The organism is Flagellimonas pacifica (assembly GCF_900215465.1).
Lineage (GTDB): Bacteria > Bacteroidota > Bacteroidia > Flavobacteriales > Flavobacteriaceae > Flagellimonas > Flagellimonas pacifica.
Map to the genome: position 1 here is coordinate 599,100 of NZ_OBEH01000003.1, position 17,579 is coordinate 616,678.

The 17,579-nt window shown below is 37.9% G+C and carries 17 protein-coding genes and 1 other RNA gene; 7 read left to right on the forward strand and 11 right to left on the reverse strand.

Features of this window, described 5'->3' with window-relative positions; all coding sequences use genetic code 11:
* Positions 1-28 precede the first annotated feature (28 nt).
* The 6 genes from CRO15_RS12415 to CRO15_RS12440 form a co-directional block, all read right to left on the reverse strand.
* The gene (locus tag CRO15_RS12415; protein WP_097046133.1) at positions 29-247 is read right to left on the reverse strand and encodes a hypothetical protein; all 219 of its coding nucleotides are present in this window, start codon (positions 245-247) and stop codon (positions 29-31) included.
* Positions 248-278: 31 nt separating this feature from the next.
* Complete coding sequence (locus CRO15_RS19775) at positions 279-440, reverse strand: hypothetical protein (protein WP_165769954.1); 162 nt, start codon at positions 438-440, stop codon at positions 279-281.
* Between the two features lie 141 nt (positions 441-581).
* On the reverse strand, positions 582-1,316 hold the full coding sequence (locus tag CRO15_RS12425) for a LytR/AlgR family response regulator transcription factor (RefSeq protein ID WP_097046135.1): 735 nt from the start codon (positions 1,314-1,316) through the stop codon (positions 582-584).
* Between the two features lie 131 nt (positions 1,317-1,447).
* Positions 1,448-3,001 carry a hypothetical protein gene (locus CRO15_RS12430; protein WP_243396964.1) on the reverse strand — a complete coding sequence of 518 codons (1,554 nt, stop codon included), beginning with the start codon at positions 2,999-3,001 and terminating at the stop codon, positions 1,448-1,450.
* A complete protein-coding gene (locus tag CRO15_RS12435) occupies positions 2,998-3,393 on the reverse strand; it encodes an acyl-CoA thioesterase (protein WP_097046136.1) in 396 nt (131 codons plus the stop codon). Before CRO15_RS12435 ends, CRO15_RS12430 begins: the two co-directional genes overlap by 4 nt.
* Positions 3,393-4,463, reverse strand: coding sequence for a glutaminyl-peptide cyclotransferase (locus tag CRO15_RS12440; protein WP_313788663.1), 1,071 nt, complete (start codon positions 4,461-4,463; stop codon positions 3,393-3,395). Before CRO15_RS12440 ends, CRO15_RS12435 begins: the two co-directional genes overlap by 1 nt.
* Before the next feature lie 74 nt (positions 4,464-4,537).
* Here CRO15_RS12440 and ffs point away from each other — a divergent pair.
* The 4 genes from ffs (at position 4,538) to fsa (ending at position 6,718) form a co-directional block, all read left to right on the forward strand.
* An RNA gene (gene ffs, locus CRO15_RS12445) (signal recognition particle sRNA small type) lies at positions 4,538-4,636 on the forward strand.
* A gap of 58 nt (positions 4,637-4,694) precedes the next feature.
* Positions 4,695-5,504 (forward strand): SDR family oxidoreductase, encoded by an 810-nt coding sequence (locus CRO15_RS12450; RefSeq protein WP_097046137.1) that lies wholly within the window; start codon positions 4,695-4,697, stop codon positions 5,502-5,504.
* 33 nt (positions 5,505-5,537) lie between these two features.
* On the forward strand, positions 5,538-5,957 hold the full coding sequence (locus CRO15_RS12455) for a hypothetical protein (protein ID WP_133067248.1): 420 nt from the start codon (positions 5,538-5,540) through the stop codon (positions 5,955-5,957).
* Between the two features lie 104 nt (positions 5,958-6,061).
* Positions 6,062-6,718 (forward strand): fructose-6-phosphate aldolase, encoded by a 657-nt coding sequence (gene fsa / locus CRO15_RS12460; protein WP_097046139.1) that lies wholly within the window; start codon positions 6,062-6,064, stop codon positions 6,716-6,718.
* A gap of 53 nt (positions 6,719-6,771) precedes the next feature.
* On the opposite strand, the gene CRO15_RS12465 is transcribed toward fsa, so the two are convergent.
* Complete coding sequence (locus CRO15_RS12465; RefSeq protein WP_097046140.1) at positions 6,772-8,163, reverse strand: TlpA family protein disulfide reductase; 1,392 nt, start codon at positions 8,161-8,163, stop codon at positions 6,772-6,774.
* Positions 8,164-8,332: 169 nt separating this feature from the next.
* Between CRO15_RS12465 and CRO15_RS12470 the strand changes: the two genes are divergently transcribed.
* Complete coding sequence (locus CRO15_RS12470) at positions 8,333-9,964, forward strand: ABC-F family ATP-binding cassette domain-containing protein (protein WP_097046141.1); 1,632 nt, start codon at positions 8,333-8,335, stop codon at positions 9,962-9,964.
* 2 nt (positions 9,965-9,966) lie between these two features.
* Here the strand turns inward: CRO15_RS12470 and CRO15_RS12475 are convergent, their stop codons facing one another.
* Complete coding sequence (locus CRO15_RS12475; RefSeq protein WP_097046142.1) at positions 9,967-10,686, reverse strand: hypothetical protein; 720 nt, start codon at positions 10,684-10,686, stop codon at positions 9,967-9,969.
* A 224-nt stretch (positions 10,687-10,910) separates the two neighbouring features.
* Between CRO15_RS12475 and CRO15_RS12480 the strand changes: the two genes are divergently transcribed.
* Positions 10,911-11,438, forward strand: coding sequence for a fasciclin domain-containing protein (locus CRO15_RS12480; protein ID WP_097046143.1), 528 nt, complete (start codon positions 10,911-10,913; stop codon positions 11,436-11,438).
* Here the strand turns inward: CRO15_RS12480 and pheT are convergent, their stop codons facing one another.
* Positions 11,439-13,859, reverse strand: coding sequence for a phenylalanine--tRNA ligase subunit beta (gene pheT / locus CRO15_RS12485; RefSeq protein ID WP_097046144.1), 2,421 nt, complete (start codon positions 13,857-13,859; stop codon positions 11,439-11,441). It abuts the gene before it with no gap.
* 129 nt (positions 13,860-13,988) lie between these two features.
* Between pheT and CRO15_RS12490 the strand changes: the two genes are divergently transcribed.
* The gene (locus tag CRO15_RS12490) at positions 13,989-15,227 is read left to right on the forward strand and encodes a peroxiredoxin family protein (protein ID WP_097046145.1); all 1,239 of its coding nucleotides are present in this window, start codon (positions 13,989-13,991) and stop codon (positions 15,225-15,227) included.
* Here the strand turns inward: CRO15_RS12490 and leuB are convergent.
* Together leuB and CRO15_RS12500 are read right to left on the reverse strand one after the other, a co-directional pair.
* Positions 15,220-16,338, reverse strand: a complete 1,119-nt coding sequence (gene leuB, locus CRO15_RS12495; protein ID WP_097046146.1) for a 3-isopropylmalate dehydrogenase — start codon at positions 16,336-16,338, stop codon at positions 15,220-15,222. The genes CRO15_RS12490 and leuB overlap by 8 nt on opposite strands.
* Positions 16,339-16,378: 40 nt before the next feature.
* Positions 16,379-17,551 (reverse strand): 2-isopropylmalate synthase, encoded by a 1,173-nt coding sequence (locus tag CRO15_RS12500; protein ID WP_097046147.1) that lies wholly within the window; start codon positions 17,549-17,551, stop codon positions 16,379-16,381.
* Positions 17,552-17,579 lie beyond the last annotated feature (28 nt).

Consider the following 17,579-nt stretch of genomic DNA (forward strand, 5'->3'; position numbering starts at 1 on the left):
GGGGCTATGTTTTAAAACTGTTCAATGGTTACAATTCTCTATCATCATCCATTGTGGACTGCAAAGCGGAAAAATTGCTTTTTATGATGTAATTGTCAACATTGCTTTGGTCAATCTTTTTCCTATCTACTTTTGATATTGCCATGTCTTCTGAAAGAGACGCATTTTTATCAGTTGAGCTACTATTGCAGGACAGCAGAAAAAAAACGGCAATTATACATGTGATTTTTGAGGTTAATATTTTCATCTTGATATAACTTAAAATTCAAGATGGTACCTTAGTTTCTATCATCACTTTGAGAAGATGAACCAGTAGAAGAATCTTGGTCTCCCAATTCAGCCATTAGGGCTTCGGTTTCTTTAACATCGGTCTCAGCTTCACAAGAAAACATTCCAAGAGTCAATACGGCTAATGCGATAATACTGAATACTTTTTTCATAATACTAGGGTGTTTTAGGTTAGAACTTCTGGTTAATGCAGCCAAGATATTATGAGAGGGGAGTGAACAGTGCATGGTACGGATTGTTTTAGTATCCGTACCAATTTTGAGAGAATTTCAAGGAAAACTGTAAGAATTACACTAATTAAGTGATTTAATGGCCGTTTTGGAGAGCATATCCTTTAGGGCATCTATCTTGTCCTTATAGGTTTTGGAAAAGGGGAGTTCCTCCTCGCTCTCGTTACGTAGTGTGCAAATAGATTTTCCGTAGTTTATGCGGGAAACATACCTGCTGTTTAGTATATAGCTTTGGTGTATTCTGATAAAGCTTTTGGGCAAACGCTGCTCAAAAGATTTTAATGTTTTAAAGGCACTTACCACGTTGCCGTCCTTCATAAAGAAGTCTGTGGCGTTGTTGTCAGATTTTAGGTATAAAATCTCATCGGTATCCAGATAGCGGTAATCATTATAAGATTTTAAACATATGGTAGAGGGCATATGGTGCTTAGGGTGCTTTTTTCTGAGACGCAATATGGTCTTACGAATGTCAAATTCATTATGTGGTAAGACCCAATAATCAAAAAAGCTGCTCTTTATGGCGTTATATGCATACTTTTTGGTAGGGGAGTAGCCTATAATAATAGGTAGTGTCTTAACAAACTGGCTAAGCTCAGAGACCATTTGAAAATAGGTCATGCCATCTTCATTAAGGTTAATGAGCACAACATCTGGCACAAACTTTAGAATGGCGTTTAGCCCTTCGGTCTCATCTTTGGCGATACCTACACATGAGAAATCTCCGTACTCTTGCAAATAAACTTGCAATTGTAGCTTGGAGCTCGCATTAGAATCTATTATTAGGTAGGTGTAATTCATCGCTAATCTACTGGGTGCAAGTTACTAACGAGTAAAAAAAACTCATTGCAGTTTTCCCTTAAAAAAATTGCAGGTTTCCCCCAAAATGAAGGATTTTTCGTTAAAATAATATTGTTTTTAGCTAAAACCTACTAATCTACGCTGTTTTCATACGCACCAATATCGGGATCCACTGTTCTATCCTTCCCTAAAATATCGGTGATTATTGGTGGAAAAATACTGGGGTCTGCAAGGTTGATTGCCGCTGAGCTGTTTCCTATATTAAATTGATTTTCAAATGGTTTTTGAAAATCTGGATCTTCGTCAAAAATGCTGTTCTGATAATGGTCGGCATCATCAAAATCATATAGGGGGTTGTTTGTAAATTGATTGTTGGAGTCATTGAATTTTAAGAGGCAATTTTTAAAGTTGAAGTTGAAAGCTGCCCCTGAATCCTGTAAAAACGAAAATTCTATGGGTTGCGTGCCATCCACAATACAATTTACAAAAGTGGCATACTCCAGATCTGAGGTGAGGGTCTGGCCATTGGCGGCCGTGGTAAAGTTGTCCAGCAAAAGCGAAGTGCTGGAGCGTGGACCATTGGTCCAGTAATTGGCAATAGTACAATGGGTAAAAGAATATTTTCCGCCTAGGCTGCCATAAAAAGAACTGCCCCCGGCACTGCCCAGCACCGTATTTTCAGCAGTAATGTTTGCAGTTGTGGCCCAAAGGTTATGGCTTTGGCTATTATAAATTTGTACATTTTTGAGCGTTAGGGTTGGTTCGGTCAAAATATCATTACCATCTACCCGTAGGCCCACAGTTGCATTTTTAATGGTAAGATGAGAAATATGGTTGTTGCTGCTGCCTTTTCTAATCCAAATGGTTCCCCATTGGCCTGGTTCATCTGCATAGGTAGGCTCTAAGCGGTCACCTTCAAAAACAACTTCGTTTTTCAAAACTTCTTGATCATCGCTTAGCGCACCATTAATGTTTAGGGAAGCTCCTTCACTGACCAAAATCCCCGAGTTTTTGTGGAAATGCACGCGCGTACCTGCTTCCATAACCAATGTGTTCCCTATGGAAACAGCTGCATATCCGTAGACAACATAGGGTTTTTCTTTGGAGAACTGTAGCTCATCAGGTTCTAGAAAGAACCCTTCAACCCATATTTCTTTTCCATCTTCATCTATACCCAAAAGGAGTGACTCCTTTGTACCGTTAGACAGTGTGCGGGGATACAAAAAAACGGCATCCTTGACCAGGGTAACCAACTGCACTTCTTGTTGATTGGCACCATTGCCAAACAGTATGGCGTCGGTGTGCAAAAATTCATTCTCTGCGGTTTGGGGAACATCAAAAGTGGTCTCTATGAACACAAAAAGACTGTCTTTGGCCAATAACGGTATATTGTTGAACTCTTTTCCGGCTTGCCCGTCCACATTGATTCTGTAGCTGCTGTTCTGACCATCTTTAAGGCCCACAAATGGAATAAGAATATCCTCATTACTCCTGTTATAGACCTTGAGGGTATAGGTACTGCTGCCAATATTGGTGAAAATAGTGTCTAAAAAAACGGTGTCCTTGGAAAATTGGAGATTGCCAGAGCTGGGTACGTAATCAAAATCTTTTCGACATGAGCTCCATGAGATGGCAAGGACCAACCCAAAAACAATACTGCCCAATTTTAAATACCTACGGTTCACGTTTTGGCAAATAGATTTTGTATGGATTCTGGAACGCGTTTTGGTTTAAATGTTTTTGCATCCAAAAGACACCATTCCGTACATGCCTTAACCAATATTTGGCCTGTTTTATTGTTTTTGATTTCCACAACCCTTATGGATAAAGGTCCTTTGGTGTCCTTAATATAGGTAAATACCTCAATGGTGTCTCCCAGTACTGCAGATTTGGAATAGGTGATATTATGATTTTTGACCACCCATACCATATCATCCCTAATTACTTTGGTAGTTGCTTTAAACCAATGCTTTTTTGAAACATCTTGAATCCACTCCACATACTTAATATTGTTTACATGGTTCAGTTCATCCAAATGGTTTTGTTCAACAGGAAAGGTTTGGGTGTATGTATGCATTAATTTTTCTTTCGGATTTTGACCTCAAAAAGCTTATCCCAGTTTTTACCCGTAACAAAAAAGGTTTCACGTTCCTTATGGTAGGCCACTCCATTGAGCACGGAATTGCCCTCGTCCCATTGCGGTCCTTTGTTTATCTTGCTTTTAAGCCCTCCAAAATTAATTACACCTTCTATGGCCCCTGAAGTTGCATCAATGATCATCATACTTTCTTTTTGATAGACATTGGCGTAGATTTTCCCATTAACGTACTCCAATTCATTTGCCATATTAAAGATGGATTTGTTGGTGACCGTTTCAATATACCCTTGTTCCTCTAAAGACTCGGGATTTAAAAACCAGATTTTTTCCGTTCCATCACTTTTGAACAATTTTTTGCCATCATTGCACAAACCCCAACCCTCACGACTTTCGCCGTAGCTGAAATTTTTTATTTTTTCCAGATTAGACGGGTTGTACACATAACCAATCCCACCTTTCCATGTAAGATGGTAAAGCTTATCGTTCAGTAAGGTGATTCCTTCCCCAAAAACGGTTTTGTCCAAATCTATTTTTTGAATAATCTCTCCAGTCTCAAAATTTACCTTTCTTACGGTAGAGGCGCCCATTTTTCCAGTACTTTCAAATAATGTTCCATTGCTGAACTCTAGTCCTTGGGTATAGGCTGTTGGATCGTGGGGATAGGTATTGACGATCTCGTAGGTATAAACCTCGGGGGCATTAGCGGACAAAAGTCGAATCTTTTTTTGAATTTCTACGGAACGTTCCTCAAAGCTGATATTGGCCATAAGGACTTTATTTCCCAATGTGGGCATATCCAATTTGATTTTCCCATTGCTCAAAGGCAATTCTTTGCCTTCTATAAAATAGGTCACTTTAGATACTTCAAGATCTTTTTTGTTTTTTATGGACACACCGACCTCTTGGTTGTGTTGAAACTTATTTTTGTTTCCTTCCAATTGAATATCAAAGAGTTTTGATGGGTCTGAATCGCCTCCGCAACCCAAGAAAAAAAGTAAGAACCCGCCGATAGAAAATAACTTGACCATGGTTTTAATTGCTTGTTTCATTTTTATGACCTTGTTCATCGAAATTAAGGATGAAATAGGATTGCAGCAAATTTAAAAGGTCGTATATTTGTCCTTGGCAAGTCCTACACGACCAGCTCCTGCAAAATCCCCCAGGGTGGGAACGCAGCAAGGGTATGCGGTCGTAGCGGTGCGATGTAGGTAGCTTGCCTTTTTTTGTGCCCTAAATTCTCATAATCATGTATCTTTCCAATTCAAAAACAAACCGTGAAAATGGATAAAAAAATTGTTTTGATAACTGGGGGGTCTTCCGGTATAGGGAAATCCATTGGAACTTATTTGACCACCAAAGGTTTTACCGTTTATGGTACTACAAGAAATCCTAAAAATTATCCTGATTTTGATGCTTTTGAACTGCTTCAATTGGATGTGAAACAACCGGATAGTATTCAAAAAGCTGTTTCCCAAGTTGTCTCAAAAGAAAAAAGGCTTGATGTTTTGATCAACAATGCAGGGGTAGGAATTACTGGCCCTGTGGAGGAAACTCCCCACGAAGAGATTTTAAATGTATTCGAAACAAATTTTCATGGCCCTGTGCATATGATGAAGGCCGTTCTACCACAAATGCGAAAACAGGGAGGTGGACTTATCATTAACATTACCTCAATTGCCGGGTATATGGGATTGCCATTTAGAGGATACTATTCTGCCACTAAAGGTGCCCTGGGATTGATAACGGAGGCTTTGAGGATGGAAACCAAAGAGTTTGGCATTAAGATCACCAATATTGCACCAGGCGACTTTGCTACAAACATTGCTTCAGGAAGATATCATTCACCGGTTTTGGAGGGCTCTGCGTATAAAGAAAAATATGCTCAAGCGTTACAAAGTATAAATGGGGATGTGGACAGTGGAGGAGATCCAATACAGGTAGCACATGCCGTTTATAAAATAATCAATAAGAGCAAGCCTAGGGTTCATAATCCTGTTGGTGCATTTTTACAGAAGTTCTCATTATCCCTAAAGCGAATTCTACCGGACAGGGTTTATGAGAAATTACTACTGAATCACTATAAACTATAGCGCTGTGGCATGTTTTTTGATTCATCCAAAGACATGGAAAAAATCAAAAGCATATTTAAGGTTAGTGTAGCAGTTTCACTGGTGTTTTTTTTCAGTAGCTGCGATGAAATTCACGAATGTATATTTAACATCAACCCAGAAATTCACAATAAAAGATTGGATATTGGGGTTTTGGGCGTAGAGTATTACGATGTTATTACTGCAGAGGTAAGCAATGAAGTTTTTGATAACGATTATATTTATGACTTTGATGTTTACGGCGATCTCCCTCCAGGAATTTTTTTAGATTTTGATAGAAGGTCCATTGAAATTTATGGTACTCCAGAAGAAGTGGGGGTTTATAGATTTGAGGTGGAGCTGTCCGTTGAATCTTATGATGAATATGGTTATGACGGTAGCCCAACATGTGAAGATTCTACCGTAAGGGAGTTTACCATTCAGGTGGTGGAATAACCATTGCCGTGTATTTTGTCAAATATTAATGGCAACGCTTCTTTCTTATTATTGTAAATTCGCAACTAATTCATTTCTACACAACTTAAAAACAGCACATAAGAATGAAATTTTTTATTGATACAGCCAACCTGGACCAAATTTCAGAAGCTCAACAACTTGGGGTTTTGGATGGCGTTACAACCAATCCTTCGTTAATGGCCAAGGAAGGTATAACGGGTAAAGAGAATATCCTAAAGCACTATGTAGATATCTGTAACATTGTTGATGGTGATGTTTCTGCCGAAGTGGTATCAACGGAATTTGCTGCCATGGTAAAAGAAGGGGAGGAGCTGGCCAAATTGCATGAGCAGATTGTGGTAAAAGTTCCTATGATCCGAGATGGGGTCAAGGCATTGAAATATTTTTCAGATAACGGAATCAGAACCAATTGCACTTTGGTTTTTTCTGCAGGGCAAGCATTATTGGCAGCTAAAGCTGGCGCAACCTATGTTTCACCGTTTTTGGGTAGGTTGGACGATATTTCTACAGATGGATTGAACCTCATTGCGGAAATCCGTCAGATCTATGACAACTATGCGTTTGACACCCAAATTTTGGCGGCTTCTATTCGCCATACGATGCACGTAATAGACTGTGCCAAGATTGGAGCGGATGTTATGACAGGTCCATTGTCTTCTATTGAAGGTCTTTTAAGGCACCCACTTACTGATATTGGATTGGAAAAATTCTTGGCAGATTACCGCAAAGGGAATAACTAAAAAACAATGCTTAATAGTAAAGAAGCTCTATAAACTTAGGTTTTTAGGGCTTTTTAATATTTAAAGGAAGAATATACGCTCGCAAATGCATCCACAATCTGGTTGTCATCTACAATCACGCATTTGTTTAAATTGTCAATGATCATTGCGGTTTGAATTTCTTCGAAATCATCTGCATGATATTGATTGCCTTTATCCAGCTGATTTTCCTCTACCATTTTGGCCCAACGTTCAAAACCAGTTCTCACATTTATACCAACAAAAGTATATTCAGGATATTTTTCTTGTAGGGTGGCTATATGGCGTGTTATATTTTTAAAATGTCTTTTTTGGGAAGCAGACCAAAAATAAAAGACGGCCTTTTTTTGATTGCTCAATTCTTTTAAAGAAACCTTGGAATTGCTTACATCCGTAACAAACAAATCGGGAACATCATTTTTGGGCTGCAAATTCTGAATGCCTCTGTACAAGTGGGTAATCTCGTCTTTATGCTTTTCGTTGGATGATAAAGACCTGAATTTATCTATAAAAATCTGACATTCCATATTGGTGGCGCCTCGTTCTTTAAGCAGATAATCCATAGCAATGTTTCTAAAAAGAATATCCCGTAACTCCGTTTCTTTAACCAGGCTATCCACAAGCTTAAGCTTATGCTTGTTAAAATGTAATAGTTCACTAACAGGTCCTTCATCAGTGCCACAGCTTTTCATACAAGACATATAGGACAAGTTGCCAAAGTGAATTTTCATAAAATCAAAATATGGCCTAAAGTATGTTAAGTCCTTGTTGTTTAGGTCTATATTTCTTCTGTAGCTATAAAAGGAATCGGATAGGTCATGAATAACATCTTCACCAGTTTTCCACTTATGTTTAAAAGGATATTTTTCTCTATAGATATAATTATTATAATCAATAGATGCCTTTGCCAATTTTAAACCTCTTTCAGAGATTTGATAATCTGAGGCCAATTCTTCTAGCTGATGAACCTTTAAACGTCTTAATGAATCCAATTTCTTATTGAATATCTCTGGTTCAAGACCGTAGTAGGAGTAAACCAATGGTTCTTCTTGTTCATAGGCTAGGAACATCTCCAACATGAAATTATTCACTTCACTTCCCTTACCTGAAAAAACGAGTGACTCGTCAAATTCCACGGTATTCAAGCGGATAAGTATACTGTCGCCTTCATGAAGATATAAATATTGTAATTCAGGATTATGGTCAAAATGGTAGAGCCCTTCTTCAATACCTTGTAAATTAAACGCAAAGCGATTGCCTTCATCCAGTTTAACGGAATCTATATAAGTATCGTTTCTGTAAAGAACAACATACTCACTTGTTGGGTTGACAATCTCCCCGCCAAAAAAAACTGAAGGACATTCCCCTGATTTTTCAGAGCACGCCAAAAAGGATAAAAAGGTGAGGCCGAGTAAAAGTCTTATCATAAAGAGAATCAACTTGTTTGACAAACAAAATTAAGAATACCAAAAAGCCTATCTTGTTAATAGCTAGTTAAATGTTGTAAAACATTGTATTTGTGTAGTTTAATAATGTGCATTTAAATTGGTAATAAGAGGCGGTTTTGGCTACTTTTGCAAAAAAATAAATAGTTGCATGTTATCAGTATCTAATTTATCAGTGCAGTTTGGGAAGAGAATCCTATTTGATGAGGTAAATGTGACCTTTACGCACGGGAATTGCTATGGAATAATTGGTGCCAATGGCGCAGGTAAATCTACCTTTTTAAAGATATTGTCTGGGCAAATTGATGCCACCTCCGGCAGTGTGCATTTGGAACCAGGCAAAAGGATGTCCATTTTGGAGCAGAATCATAACGCTTATGATGAATTCCCAGTATTGGAGTCAGTTGTAATGGGTAATAAGCCATTATTCAAGATAAAAAAGGAGATTGATGCGCTCTATGCGGACTATACTGATGAAAATGCAGAAAAGATAGGGGAGTTACAAGTGCAGTTTGAAGAAATGAACGGGTGGAACGCTGATAGTGATGCGGCGGCACTATTATCAAATCTGGGCATAACAGAGGAGTTCCATTATACCAGTATGGCAGATTTGGATTCCAAATTAAAGGTAAGGGTGCTTTTGGCCCAGGCCTTGTTCGGTAACCCAGATGTATTGATCATGGATGAGCCTACCAATGATTTGGATTATGAAACCATAAACTGGTTGGAAAACTTTTTGGCACATTATGATAATACTGTGATCGTGGTATCTCACGATAGGCACTTTTTGGATGCAGTTTGTACAAGCATTGCAGATATTGATTTTGGAAAGATCAACTTGTTTTCTGGAAACTACACATTCTGGTACGAAAGCAGTCAATTAGCGGCCCGCCAACGAGCACAACAGAATAAGAAAGCAGAGGACAAGGCAAAAGAACTTCAAGAGTTCATTCAACGTTTTAGTGCCAACGTTGCAAAAAGTAAACAAGCAACATCCCGTAAAAAGATGTTGGATAAGCTCAAGATTGAAGATATTAAGCCTTCGAGTAGAAGATATCCTGCCATTATTTTTGATCGCGAGCGAGAAGCTGGTGATCAAATTCTAAATGTTGAAAAACTTTCAGCTACTTCTGAAGATGGAGATTTGTTGTTCCAAGATGTCAATATTAATTTGGCAAAAGGGGACAAGGTTGCGATCATATCTAAAGATTCAAGGGCAACAACTGCTTTTTATGATATTATTAATGGAAAAACAAAGGCAAATAGTGGATCTTATCAATGGGGGGTGACTACCTCCCAATCGTATTTACCTGCAGATAACTCAGAATACTTTGAAGAGGACATCAATTTGGTAGACTGGTTGCGTCAATGGACAAAAACTGAAGAAGAGCGTGAAGAAGTTTACGTACGTGGATTTTTGGGTAAAATGCTTTTTAGTGGTGAAGAGGCGTTAAAAAAATGCACGGTACTTTCTGGAGGAGAAAAGGTGCGTTGTATGTTGAGCAGGATGATGCTTTTACGTGCCAATGTGTTATTGTTGGATGAACCCACCAACCATTTGGATTTGGAAAGTATTACTGCGTTTAACAACTCTCTGAAAAATTTTAAGGGTACTATTTTGCTAACCACGCATGATCATGAATTTGTTCATACAGTGGCAACCAGAATTATTGAGATAACTCCAAAAGGATGTATTGACCGTTACTTGAGCTTTGATGACTATATGTCTGACAAATCGATTAAAGCGCAACGAGAGAAAATGTACGCTCTGGCCACAGTATAAGTCTAGGAATTAAAATACTTGCTGTTCCAAATAACGGGATTAAAGTTTTTACCTTGGGCAAAACCGTAAAAAATAATGACTGCTGCTATACTTTTGAACATAAAAAAGTATAAAATCCAAAATTCCGCAATTGAATTGTTTTTTGAGAACAATCCTTCTGGAATGAGTAGTGTGGTAAAATAACTGATTGACAAGGTAAAGAACAATAGGTTTACAATGTTCTTAAAAGGCCAGACCAATAATTTTCTAAAGGGGTGAAGGTCATTACCCCATTTATCTATTAAATAAAAATAACCATTGCCAATTGGCGCAAAAAGCAAAGGATCGTCTTTGTCCTCTAATTTAAAAAGTTTGGAAGGCGCCACGATTTTAAACCCTTTGATTTTAATGTTATGAGAAGTCTCCAGTTTTTTGATTTTTGAAACCGTTTTTTGCGGAATAGTTCCTTTAAAATAGTGACTGTCCAAAAAACGGAGTCTATAATCAATACAAATCTTTTTGATTTGATTTAAGTGGTAGATATCGCTGGTTTTTAAAAGATCTAACTTAAACCCGTTGAGGTCGGAAGAGTTTTTAGAATTTAGTTCAGCTTCAATGTCATTTTTTTGCTGGGAATAATTGGTCAAGATAGTATGTACTTCTGCTAAAATATGACTTTCCATTTCTTGCCTATCCTTAAGTTTTAGAAGTTTTTGTTCAATGTTGACATTTCTAAAAATCATAAGCTCAATTTAGGCAACTGATTCAAAGTTAATGAATTGCAATTTTGAGTGTCGACGCAATCAATAAATCGAAATGTTAATATTATGTTAAATAAATTTAGGTTATAGAAAAAGAATGGAAATTCTCTTAAAAAGATGTATCTTATCGAAGATTTTGACACTTTGTCGTTTAAACACACTATTTAAGATTTACGAATTGAGTTAGTCCCAAAGATTAGAACACTATGAAAGCCCCATTCAAGAAAGTCCTACTTTGCCTATGTTTAGTGTGTACATTTTTCGTTTCAGCCCAGAACTCAAATTCATCTACATCACAAAACACCATTCAATCCAACCGATATACTACGCTTTTTGCCGCAGTAAAGGCTACTGAAATGCAAGATGTTTTGGATAATTCAGGGCCTTATACCGTATTTGCTCCTTCCAACGCTGCATTTGAAAGGTTTTCCAATGCCAAAATGGAAAAATTGATCAATGCCACGGACAAGAGTGATTTAAAATCTTTGGTTACTTACCATATAGTTCCAGGTCGTTTAACAGCTTCAAAAATATTACGTGCCATGTGTAAGGGTAGCGGAAAAGCTAGTTTTACTACCATTCAAGGAAAAAAATTAGTGGCCCATATGGAGGGTTATGATATTATCCTGACCGACCCTATAGGGAATACTGCAAGAATCACCACCGCAGATGTAAATCAGAAGAATGGAATTATGCATGAAATTGATAGTGTGATTCTACCTACTAAAATGTAATTAGCGCAATTCTGCTCCCAATTCTTTTTGATATCTGGCCAACAATTTCGCCATAATCTTATCGATTTGTTTATCTGTCAAGGTTTTCTTTTCATCCAACAATGTAAAACTTACTGCATAGGATTTTTTTCCTTCAGGTAGGTTCTTCCCTGTATAAACATCAAAAAGGTTTACCTTTTTAAGTAGATTTTTTTCCGTGCTCCAGGCAAGGTCATACACTTGCTGGAATGTAACCCCTTCATCCAATAACAAGGCAAAATCACGGTTAACCTCCGGGAATTTAGGAATTTCGGTAAATACTGTGTTTTGTGTGTTTATGTATTTTAAGATGACATCCCAATCAAAGTCAGCATAAAAAACATCTTGTTTAACATCAAACTGTTTTAGTATTGTTTTATTGACTAGGCCATAGACACCCAATTGCTCACCATTTTTAGTACAACGCAACCCTTCAGAAAAGGTGATGTCTGTATAGGGTTCAACAGTAACATCTTTAAGACCAATGCGATCAAAAATGTTCTCAACACTACCCTTTAAAAAGAAGAAATCGGTTTTTTGTGAAGGCATTACCCAGCTGTTTGCTGTTCGATTCCCCGAAATAAACATGGACAAGTGTTGCTTTTCTTGGTTTCCCCCCCCTTTCTTATGATAAGTTTTACCATATTCAAAAAGCTTTAAATCTGTCTTCTGGCGGTTAATATTATAACTTATGGTCTGTAATCCTGAAAACAACATGGAGGTCCTCATCACCGATAAATCAGAACTTAAAGGATTCAACATATTGACCATGTGGTCTTCGTCTTTTAAGATTTTTTGAGTTTCTTGGGCAACCAGACTGTTGGTCATGATTTCATAATACCCTTGTGCTGCCAACATATTTCCAACAACATCTTGCACTCTGTGGTTCTCAAATCTGGACGATTCTGCTATTGAAGCGGTAAGTTTATCCTTGTAATCAATATTGTTATAACCAAAAACTCTTAAGATTTCTTCAATAACATCCACTTCACGCTCAACATCGACCCTGTAGTTTGGTATGGTCAATCCAAGTCCGGATTCGGTGACATTGTTCACCTTGATTTCTAAGGATGCCAAAATAGATTTTATGGAATCTCTTGGAATTTCCTGACCAATTAAAGAATTGATTTTGTCAAAAGTTAGGAATACCTGACGCTCCTCGGCTTTTTTAGGGTATAAATCAACAATTTCTGAGCTAATGTCACCTCCTGCAATTTCCCGTATCAACAAAGCTGCTCTTTTTAAAGCATATTCGGTCATGTTAATATCTACACCCCTTTCAAATCTAAAAGATGCATCGGTGTTTAGACCATGCCGTTTTGCGGTCTTTCGGACAGAAACAGCATCAAAATATGCACTTTCTAAAAATATGGATGTAGTATGTTCTGAGACTCCCGAGTAAATTCCTCCAAAAACCCCAGCAATACACATTGGTTTTTCAGTGTCACAAATCATAAGATCATCTTCGTGAAGCTCGCGATCAACATCATCCAGTGTTTTGAACTTTGTACCAGTTGGTAATGTTTTTACCTCAATTTTTCCACCTTTTATTTTGGCCGCGTCAAAAGCATGTAGCGGTTGACCTAACTCGTGTAGCACATAATTTGTGATATCCACTATGTTGTTGATTGGGGAAAGACCTATGGCCTTCAATCTATTTTTGAGCCAATCAGGCGACTCTTGAACAATCAGATTGCTAATGGTTACACCGCAGTATCTTGGTGCTAATTGGCTATCTTCAACCTCAACATCAATCTTCGAGGAGCGATTGTCAATGGAAAAATTACTGGTTGAGGGAGTTACCAATTCTTTTTGAATTTCTTTTTGTTCCAAACCAGCTTTTAAATCACGCGCAACACCAAAATGGCTCATGGCATCCGCACGGTTGGGGGTGAGTCCAATTTCAAAGACCTCATCATTTTCTATTTCAAAGACTTTTGAGCATGGGGTGCCAGGTTCCAAAGTTTCACTTAGTACCATAATGCCATCATGACCTTTTCCTAGGCCAAGTTCATCTTCAGCACAGATCATACCTTGACTTACCTCTCCTCTAATTTTACCTTTTTTTATTTGCCAAGCCTCTCCATCCTTTGCATACAATGTTGTACCTATGGTTGCTACGGGAACTTTCTGCCCTGCTTCAACATTAGGAGCTCCACAAACAATTTGTAAAGGAATTTCCTCCCCAACATCAACAGTAGTTAGTTTGAGTCTATCCGCATTTGGGTGTTTGTCACAGGTAAGCACGTGTCCTACAACTACACCTTGCAATCCTCCTTTAACCGATTCAAAGCTTGAGATACCCTCAACCTCAAGACCTAAGTCTGTGAGCAGTTCTCCAGTTTTTTGCGCATTCCAGTCAATTTGCAAAAATTGCTTTAACCAGTTGTAAGAAATCTTCATACCCCAATTTTAAAGTGGACAAATATAAAACAATAGGGCAACAGATTCAACGTAAATAATCAGCTATGTAAACGACTTATGGTTAGTTTTGGCTTGTATTTTCTATTTTTAGGATAAATCTTTCAATTTATGAGAAGAATTTTGTGTTTGTATTTGACCGTTTTGATATTGTTTTCTTCTTGCAATGAAAAAAAGGAAGAACTGATTGTTGGTGATTGGTGGGCAAAGATGGACGTTTCTTCAAGTGAGATACTCCCTTTTAATTTTAAATTATCTAAAGCTGCTGACATCGGGTACATCATGGAAATGTATAATTCGGATGAGGTAATAATCGTGGATGAAATTGAGATTAACAATGATTCCATCCGAATAAAAATGCCAATTTTTGAAGGCTATATAACAGGTACATTTACCGAAAATGAAATCAAAGGAGACTTTGTCAAAGAAAGTCTTGACCGCATTGTGCCTTTTTACGCTGTTTATGGTAAAAGAGATAGGTTTGAAACAAAAGCTCCTTCAAAAACCAATATTTCTGGGGTTTGGGAAACTTATTTTGATGTGGACACAGAAGATGAATACCCGGCAAAAGGAATATTTGTGCAGAATGGGGATATTGTTAAAGGCACGTTTAGGACAAAAACAGGTGACTATAGGTATTTGGATGGTGTGGTTGACGCGGATACACTTAAACTTTCAACTTTTGATGGCACCCATGTTTTTATGTTCAAGGCCCAAGTAACTGACAGTACATTTCAAGGATACTTCTATTCTGGAAATCACTCTATTGAAAAATTTACTGCCAAACGCAATGATGCCTTTGAACTCCCTGATGCCAATACATTGACATATTTAAATGAAGGATATGACCACTTCGATTTTTCCTTTCCTGACATAACTGGAAATACTATGAGTTTGTCTGATGCGCGTTTTAAGGACAAAGTAGTTTTGGTGCAGATCATGGGGACTTGGTGTCCCAATTGTTTGGATGAGACCAAGTTTTATGTGGACTTCTTAAAGAAAAACCCTGATTTGGATATTGAATTTGTGGCTTTGGCTTTTGAATATGCCAAAACACAGGAAAAGGCTTTGGAAGGTATTGCAAGGTTAAAGAAAAGAGTGGGGGTGGAATACCCTGTTTTATTAGCTCAGTATGGAACCTCCAACAAACAAAAAGCAAATGAAAAGCTTCCTATGCTAAACCATGTATTGTCTTACCCCACCACAATTTATATTGATAAAAAGGGAGAAGTACAAAAGATTCATACTGGGTTTAATGGTCCTGCCACTGGCAAAAAATACGAAGAGTTTGTAAAAGAGTTCAATGAAACTATAGACCAGCTTAGTAAGGAAGAAACTGAGGCTAAATAATGGTAGATTTTCCTAAATCTATGTTTTCATCATTAATATTGAAATCATCATCGCTGTCTACAATATTATCTGCGATAAAATCTCCAACTTGATTGGTTCCGTATTGGCTTTTGGCATCCAAATCTGGAGTCATAATACCTTTTTCAAGAGATTTATCTACCGCTTCACGCACTGCCATGGCTTCTTCAAACAAACCAAAATGTTCCAAAAGCATTGCCGCTGATAGAATAGAAGCAATTGGGTTTGCAATATCTTTTCCTTTGGCTTGGGAATAGGAGCCGTGAATGGGTTCAAACATGGCATTGTCATCACCAACAGATGCTGAAGCCAATAGCCCAATTGAACCTCCAATAACACTCCCTTCATCAGAAATGATATCACCAAACATGTTTTCTGTGAGAATCACATCAAATTGACTTGGGTTGAGAATAATTTGCATAGCAGCATTATCCACAAATAGGTATTCCAAGTTTACCTCCGGATAGCTTTCTCCAATTTTGGTAACCACTTTTCTCCAAAGCCTGGATGATTCCAAAACATTGGCCTTGTCAACCAGAGTAAGTTTGTTTCTTCTGTTTTTGGCTGCTTTAAAAGCTAAATGCGCTATTCGCGAAATCTCTTTTTCTGAGTATTCGCAAAGGTCAGATGCTACCGTTCCCTTTTCATTTAGTTTTTTCTCACCAAAGTATATCCCTCCGGTCAATTCACGATAAATAGTGAAATCTGTTCCTGAAATTATTTCCTTTTTTAAGGGGGAATTTTCTATAAGGGTTGGAAAGACTTTAACGGGTCTTATATTAGTGAACAAACCAAGTTCCTTGCGCAATTTCAACAAACCTTGCTCTGGTCTAACCTTGGCATTAGGATCAATATCATATTTAGGGTCACCTATAGCTCCAAACAATACGGCATCAGCGTCTTTACATAGCTGAAGTGTTTTATCCGGTAATGGACTTCCTTTTTTATCTATTGCAATAGCTCCCACTAGTGCCTCTCTGTAAATAAAATTGTGGTTAAAGGTTTCTTCAACCGCTTGAAGACATTTTACTGCCTGAGCCAACACTTCTGGTCCAACACCATCTCCTGGAAGTAAAGCTATATTGAGGTTCATGCAATGGACATATTAAAGTTTATAGGGGAACCAGCACTAATTATGCTAAACTTTCAATAGAAACATTACTGGTCTCTATGATTTGATGGATATCATCATCCATAATCTCCTTTTTACGATCAGCAAACTTTAAAAAGTTTTCATAGACCACATCTAGCTGAAGCTTGGTGAGTTCGTACCCCACATTTTTCGCACGATATGCCAAAGCTGCACGACCACTTCTAGCTGTTAATACAATAGAAGATTCACTGACGCCAACGTCTTTGGGATCAATAATTTCATAAGTTTCACGCTGTTTGATAACCCCATCTTGATGAATTCCAGAACTATGGGCAAAAGCGTTAGAGCCCACAATAGCCTTGTTGGGCTGCACGGGCATTCCCATTTTTTGGGAAACCATTTGACTGGTATCTAACAAAAGCCTACTGTTAATATCTGTGTCTAAGTTTAAATATGGATGTTGTCTCAAAATCATTACAACTTCCTCTAAAGAAGTATTTCCGGCACGCTCACCAATACCATTGATAGTGCATTCAATTTGTCTGGCTCCATTTACCACACCTGCAATTGAATTGGCAGTGGCTAATCCCAAATCATTATGACAATGACAGGAAAGAATGGCTTTATCTATACCAGTTACATTTTCTTTCAGATACTTCATTTTTGCACCATATTCTTCTGGCAAACAGTATCCAGTAGTATCTGGAATATTCAGAACGGTAGCGCCAGCTTTAATGACCGCTTCACAGACTTGGGCCAAAAAATCATTATCAGTTCGTCCGGCATCTTCTGCATAAAATTCCACATCCTCTACAAATGTTTTGGCGTATGCAACAGCATCAACTGCACGCTCAATAATTTTTTCGCGAGTGGTGTTGAACTTGTGTTTTATATGGGAATCTGAAGTTCCAATTCCGGTATGTATTCTTGGTGTTTTGGCAATTTTTATAGCTTCGGCCGCAACTTCTATATCTTTTTTAACTGCTCTTGTAAGACCGCACACAGTGGCATTTTTTACCAATTTGGCAATTTCATGGACGGAGTTGAAGTCCCCAGGGCTAGAGATGGGAAAGCCGGCTTCGATAACATCAACCCCAAGATCATCCAATCGTTCGGCAATGACCAATTTTTGCTTTGTGTCCAACTTACAACCAGGAACCTGCTCTCCGTCCCTAAGTGTCGTGTCAAAAATTTGTACCTTATCTTTACCCATTATTATAGTCAGTTTTGTCTAAGCTATA

Bases quoted from the DNA above. Each gene is read 5' to 3' on its own strand.
- CRO15_RS12465 (WP_097046140.1), bottom strand. From the start codon at position 8,163: ATGATAAGACTTTTACTCGGCCTCACCTTTTTATCCTTTTTGGCGTGC.
- CRO15_RS12480 (WP_097046143.1), top strand. From the start codon at position 10,911: ATGAAAGCCCCATTCAAGAAAGTCCTACTTTGCCTATGTTTAGTGTGT.
- leuB (WP_097046146.1), bottom strand. From the start codon at position 16,338: ATGAACCTCAATATAGCTTTACTTCCAGGAGATGGTGTTGGACCAGAA.
- fsa (WP_097046139.1), top strand. From the start codon at position 6,062: ATGAAATTTTTTATTGATACAGCCAACCTGGACCAAATTTCAGAAGCT.
- CRO15_RS12455 (WP_133067248.1), top strand. From the start codon at position 5,538: ATGGAAAAAATCAAAAGCATATTTAAGGTTAGTGTAGCAGTTTCACTG.
- pheT (WP_097046144.1), bottom strand. From the start codon at position 13,859: ATGAAGATTTCTTACAACTGGTTAAAGCAATTTTTGCAAATTGACTGG.
- CRO15_RS12475 (WP_097046142.1), bottom strand. From the start codon at position 10,686: ATGATTTTTAGAAATGTCAACATTGAACAAAAACTTCTAAAACTTAAG.
- CRO15_RS12490 (WP_097046145.1), top strand. From the start codon at position 13,989: ATGAGAAGAATTTTGTGTTTGTATTTGACCGTTTTGATATTGTTTTCT.
- CRO15_RS12425 (WP_097046135.1), bottom strand. From the start codon at position 1,316: ATGAATTACACCTACCTAATAATAGATTCTAATGCGAGCTCCAAGCTA.
- CRO15_RS12415 (WP_097046133.1), bottom strand. From the start codon at position 247: ATGAAAATATTAACCTCAAAAATCACATGTATAATTGCCGTTTTTTTT.
- CRO15_RS19775 (WP_165769954.1), bottom strand. From the start codon at position 440: ATGAAAAAAGTATTCAGTATTATCGCATTAGCCGTATTGACTCTTGGA.
- CRO15_RS12440 (WP_313788663.1), bottom strand. From the start codon at position 4,463: ATGAAACAAGCAATTAAAACCATGGTCAAGTTATTTTCTATCGGCGGG.
- CRO15_RS12470 (WP_097046141.1), top strand. From the start codon at position 8,333: ATGTTATCAGTATCTAATTTATCAGTGCAGTTTGGGAAGAGAATCCTA.
- CRO15_RS12450 (WP_097046137.1), top strand. From the start codon at position 4,695: ATGGATAAAAAAATTGTTTTGATAACTGGGGGGTCTTCCGGTATAGGG.
- CRO15_RS12435 (WP_097046136.1), bottom strand. From the start codon at position 3,393: ATGCATACATACACCCAAACCTTTCCTGTTGAACAAAACCATTTGGAT.
- CRO15_RS12500 (WP_097046147.1), bottom strand. From the start codon at position 17,551: ATGGGTAAAGATAAGGTACAAATTTTTGACACGACACTTAGGGACGGA.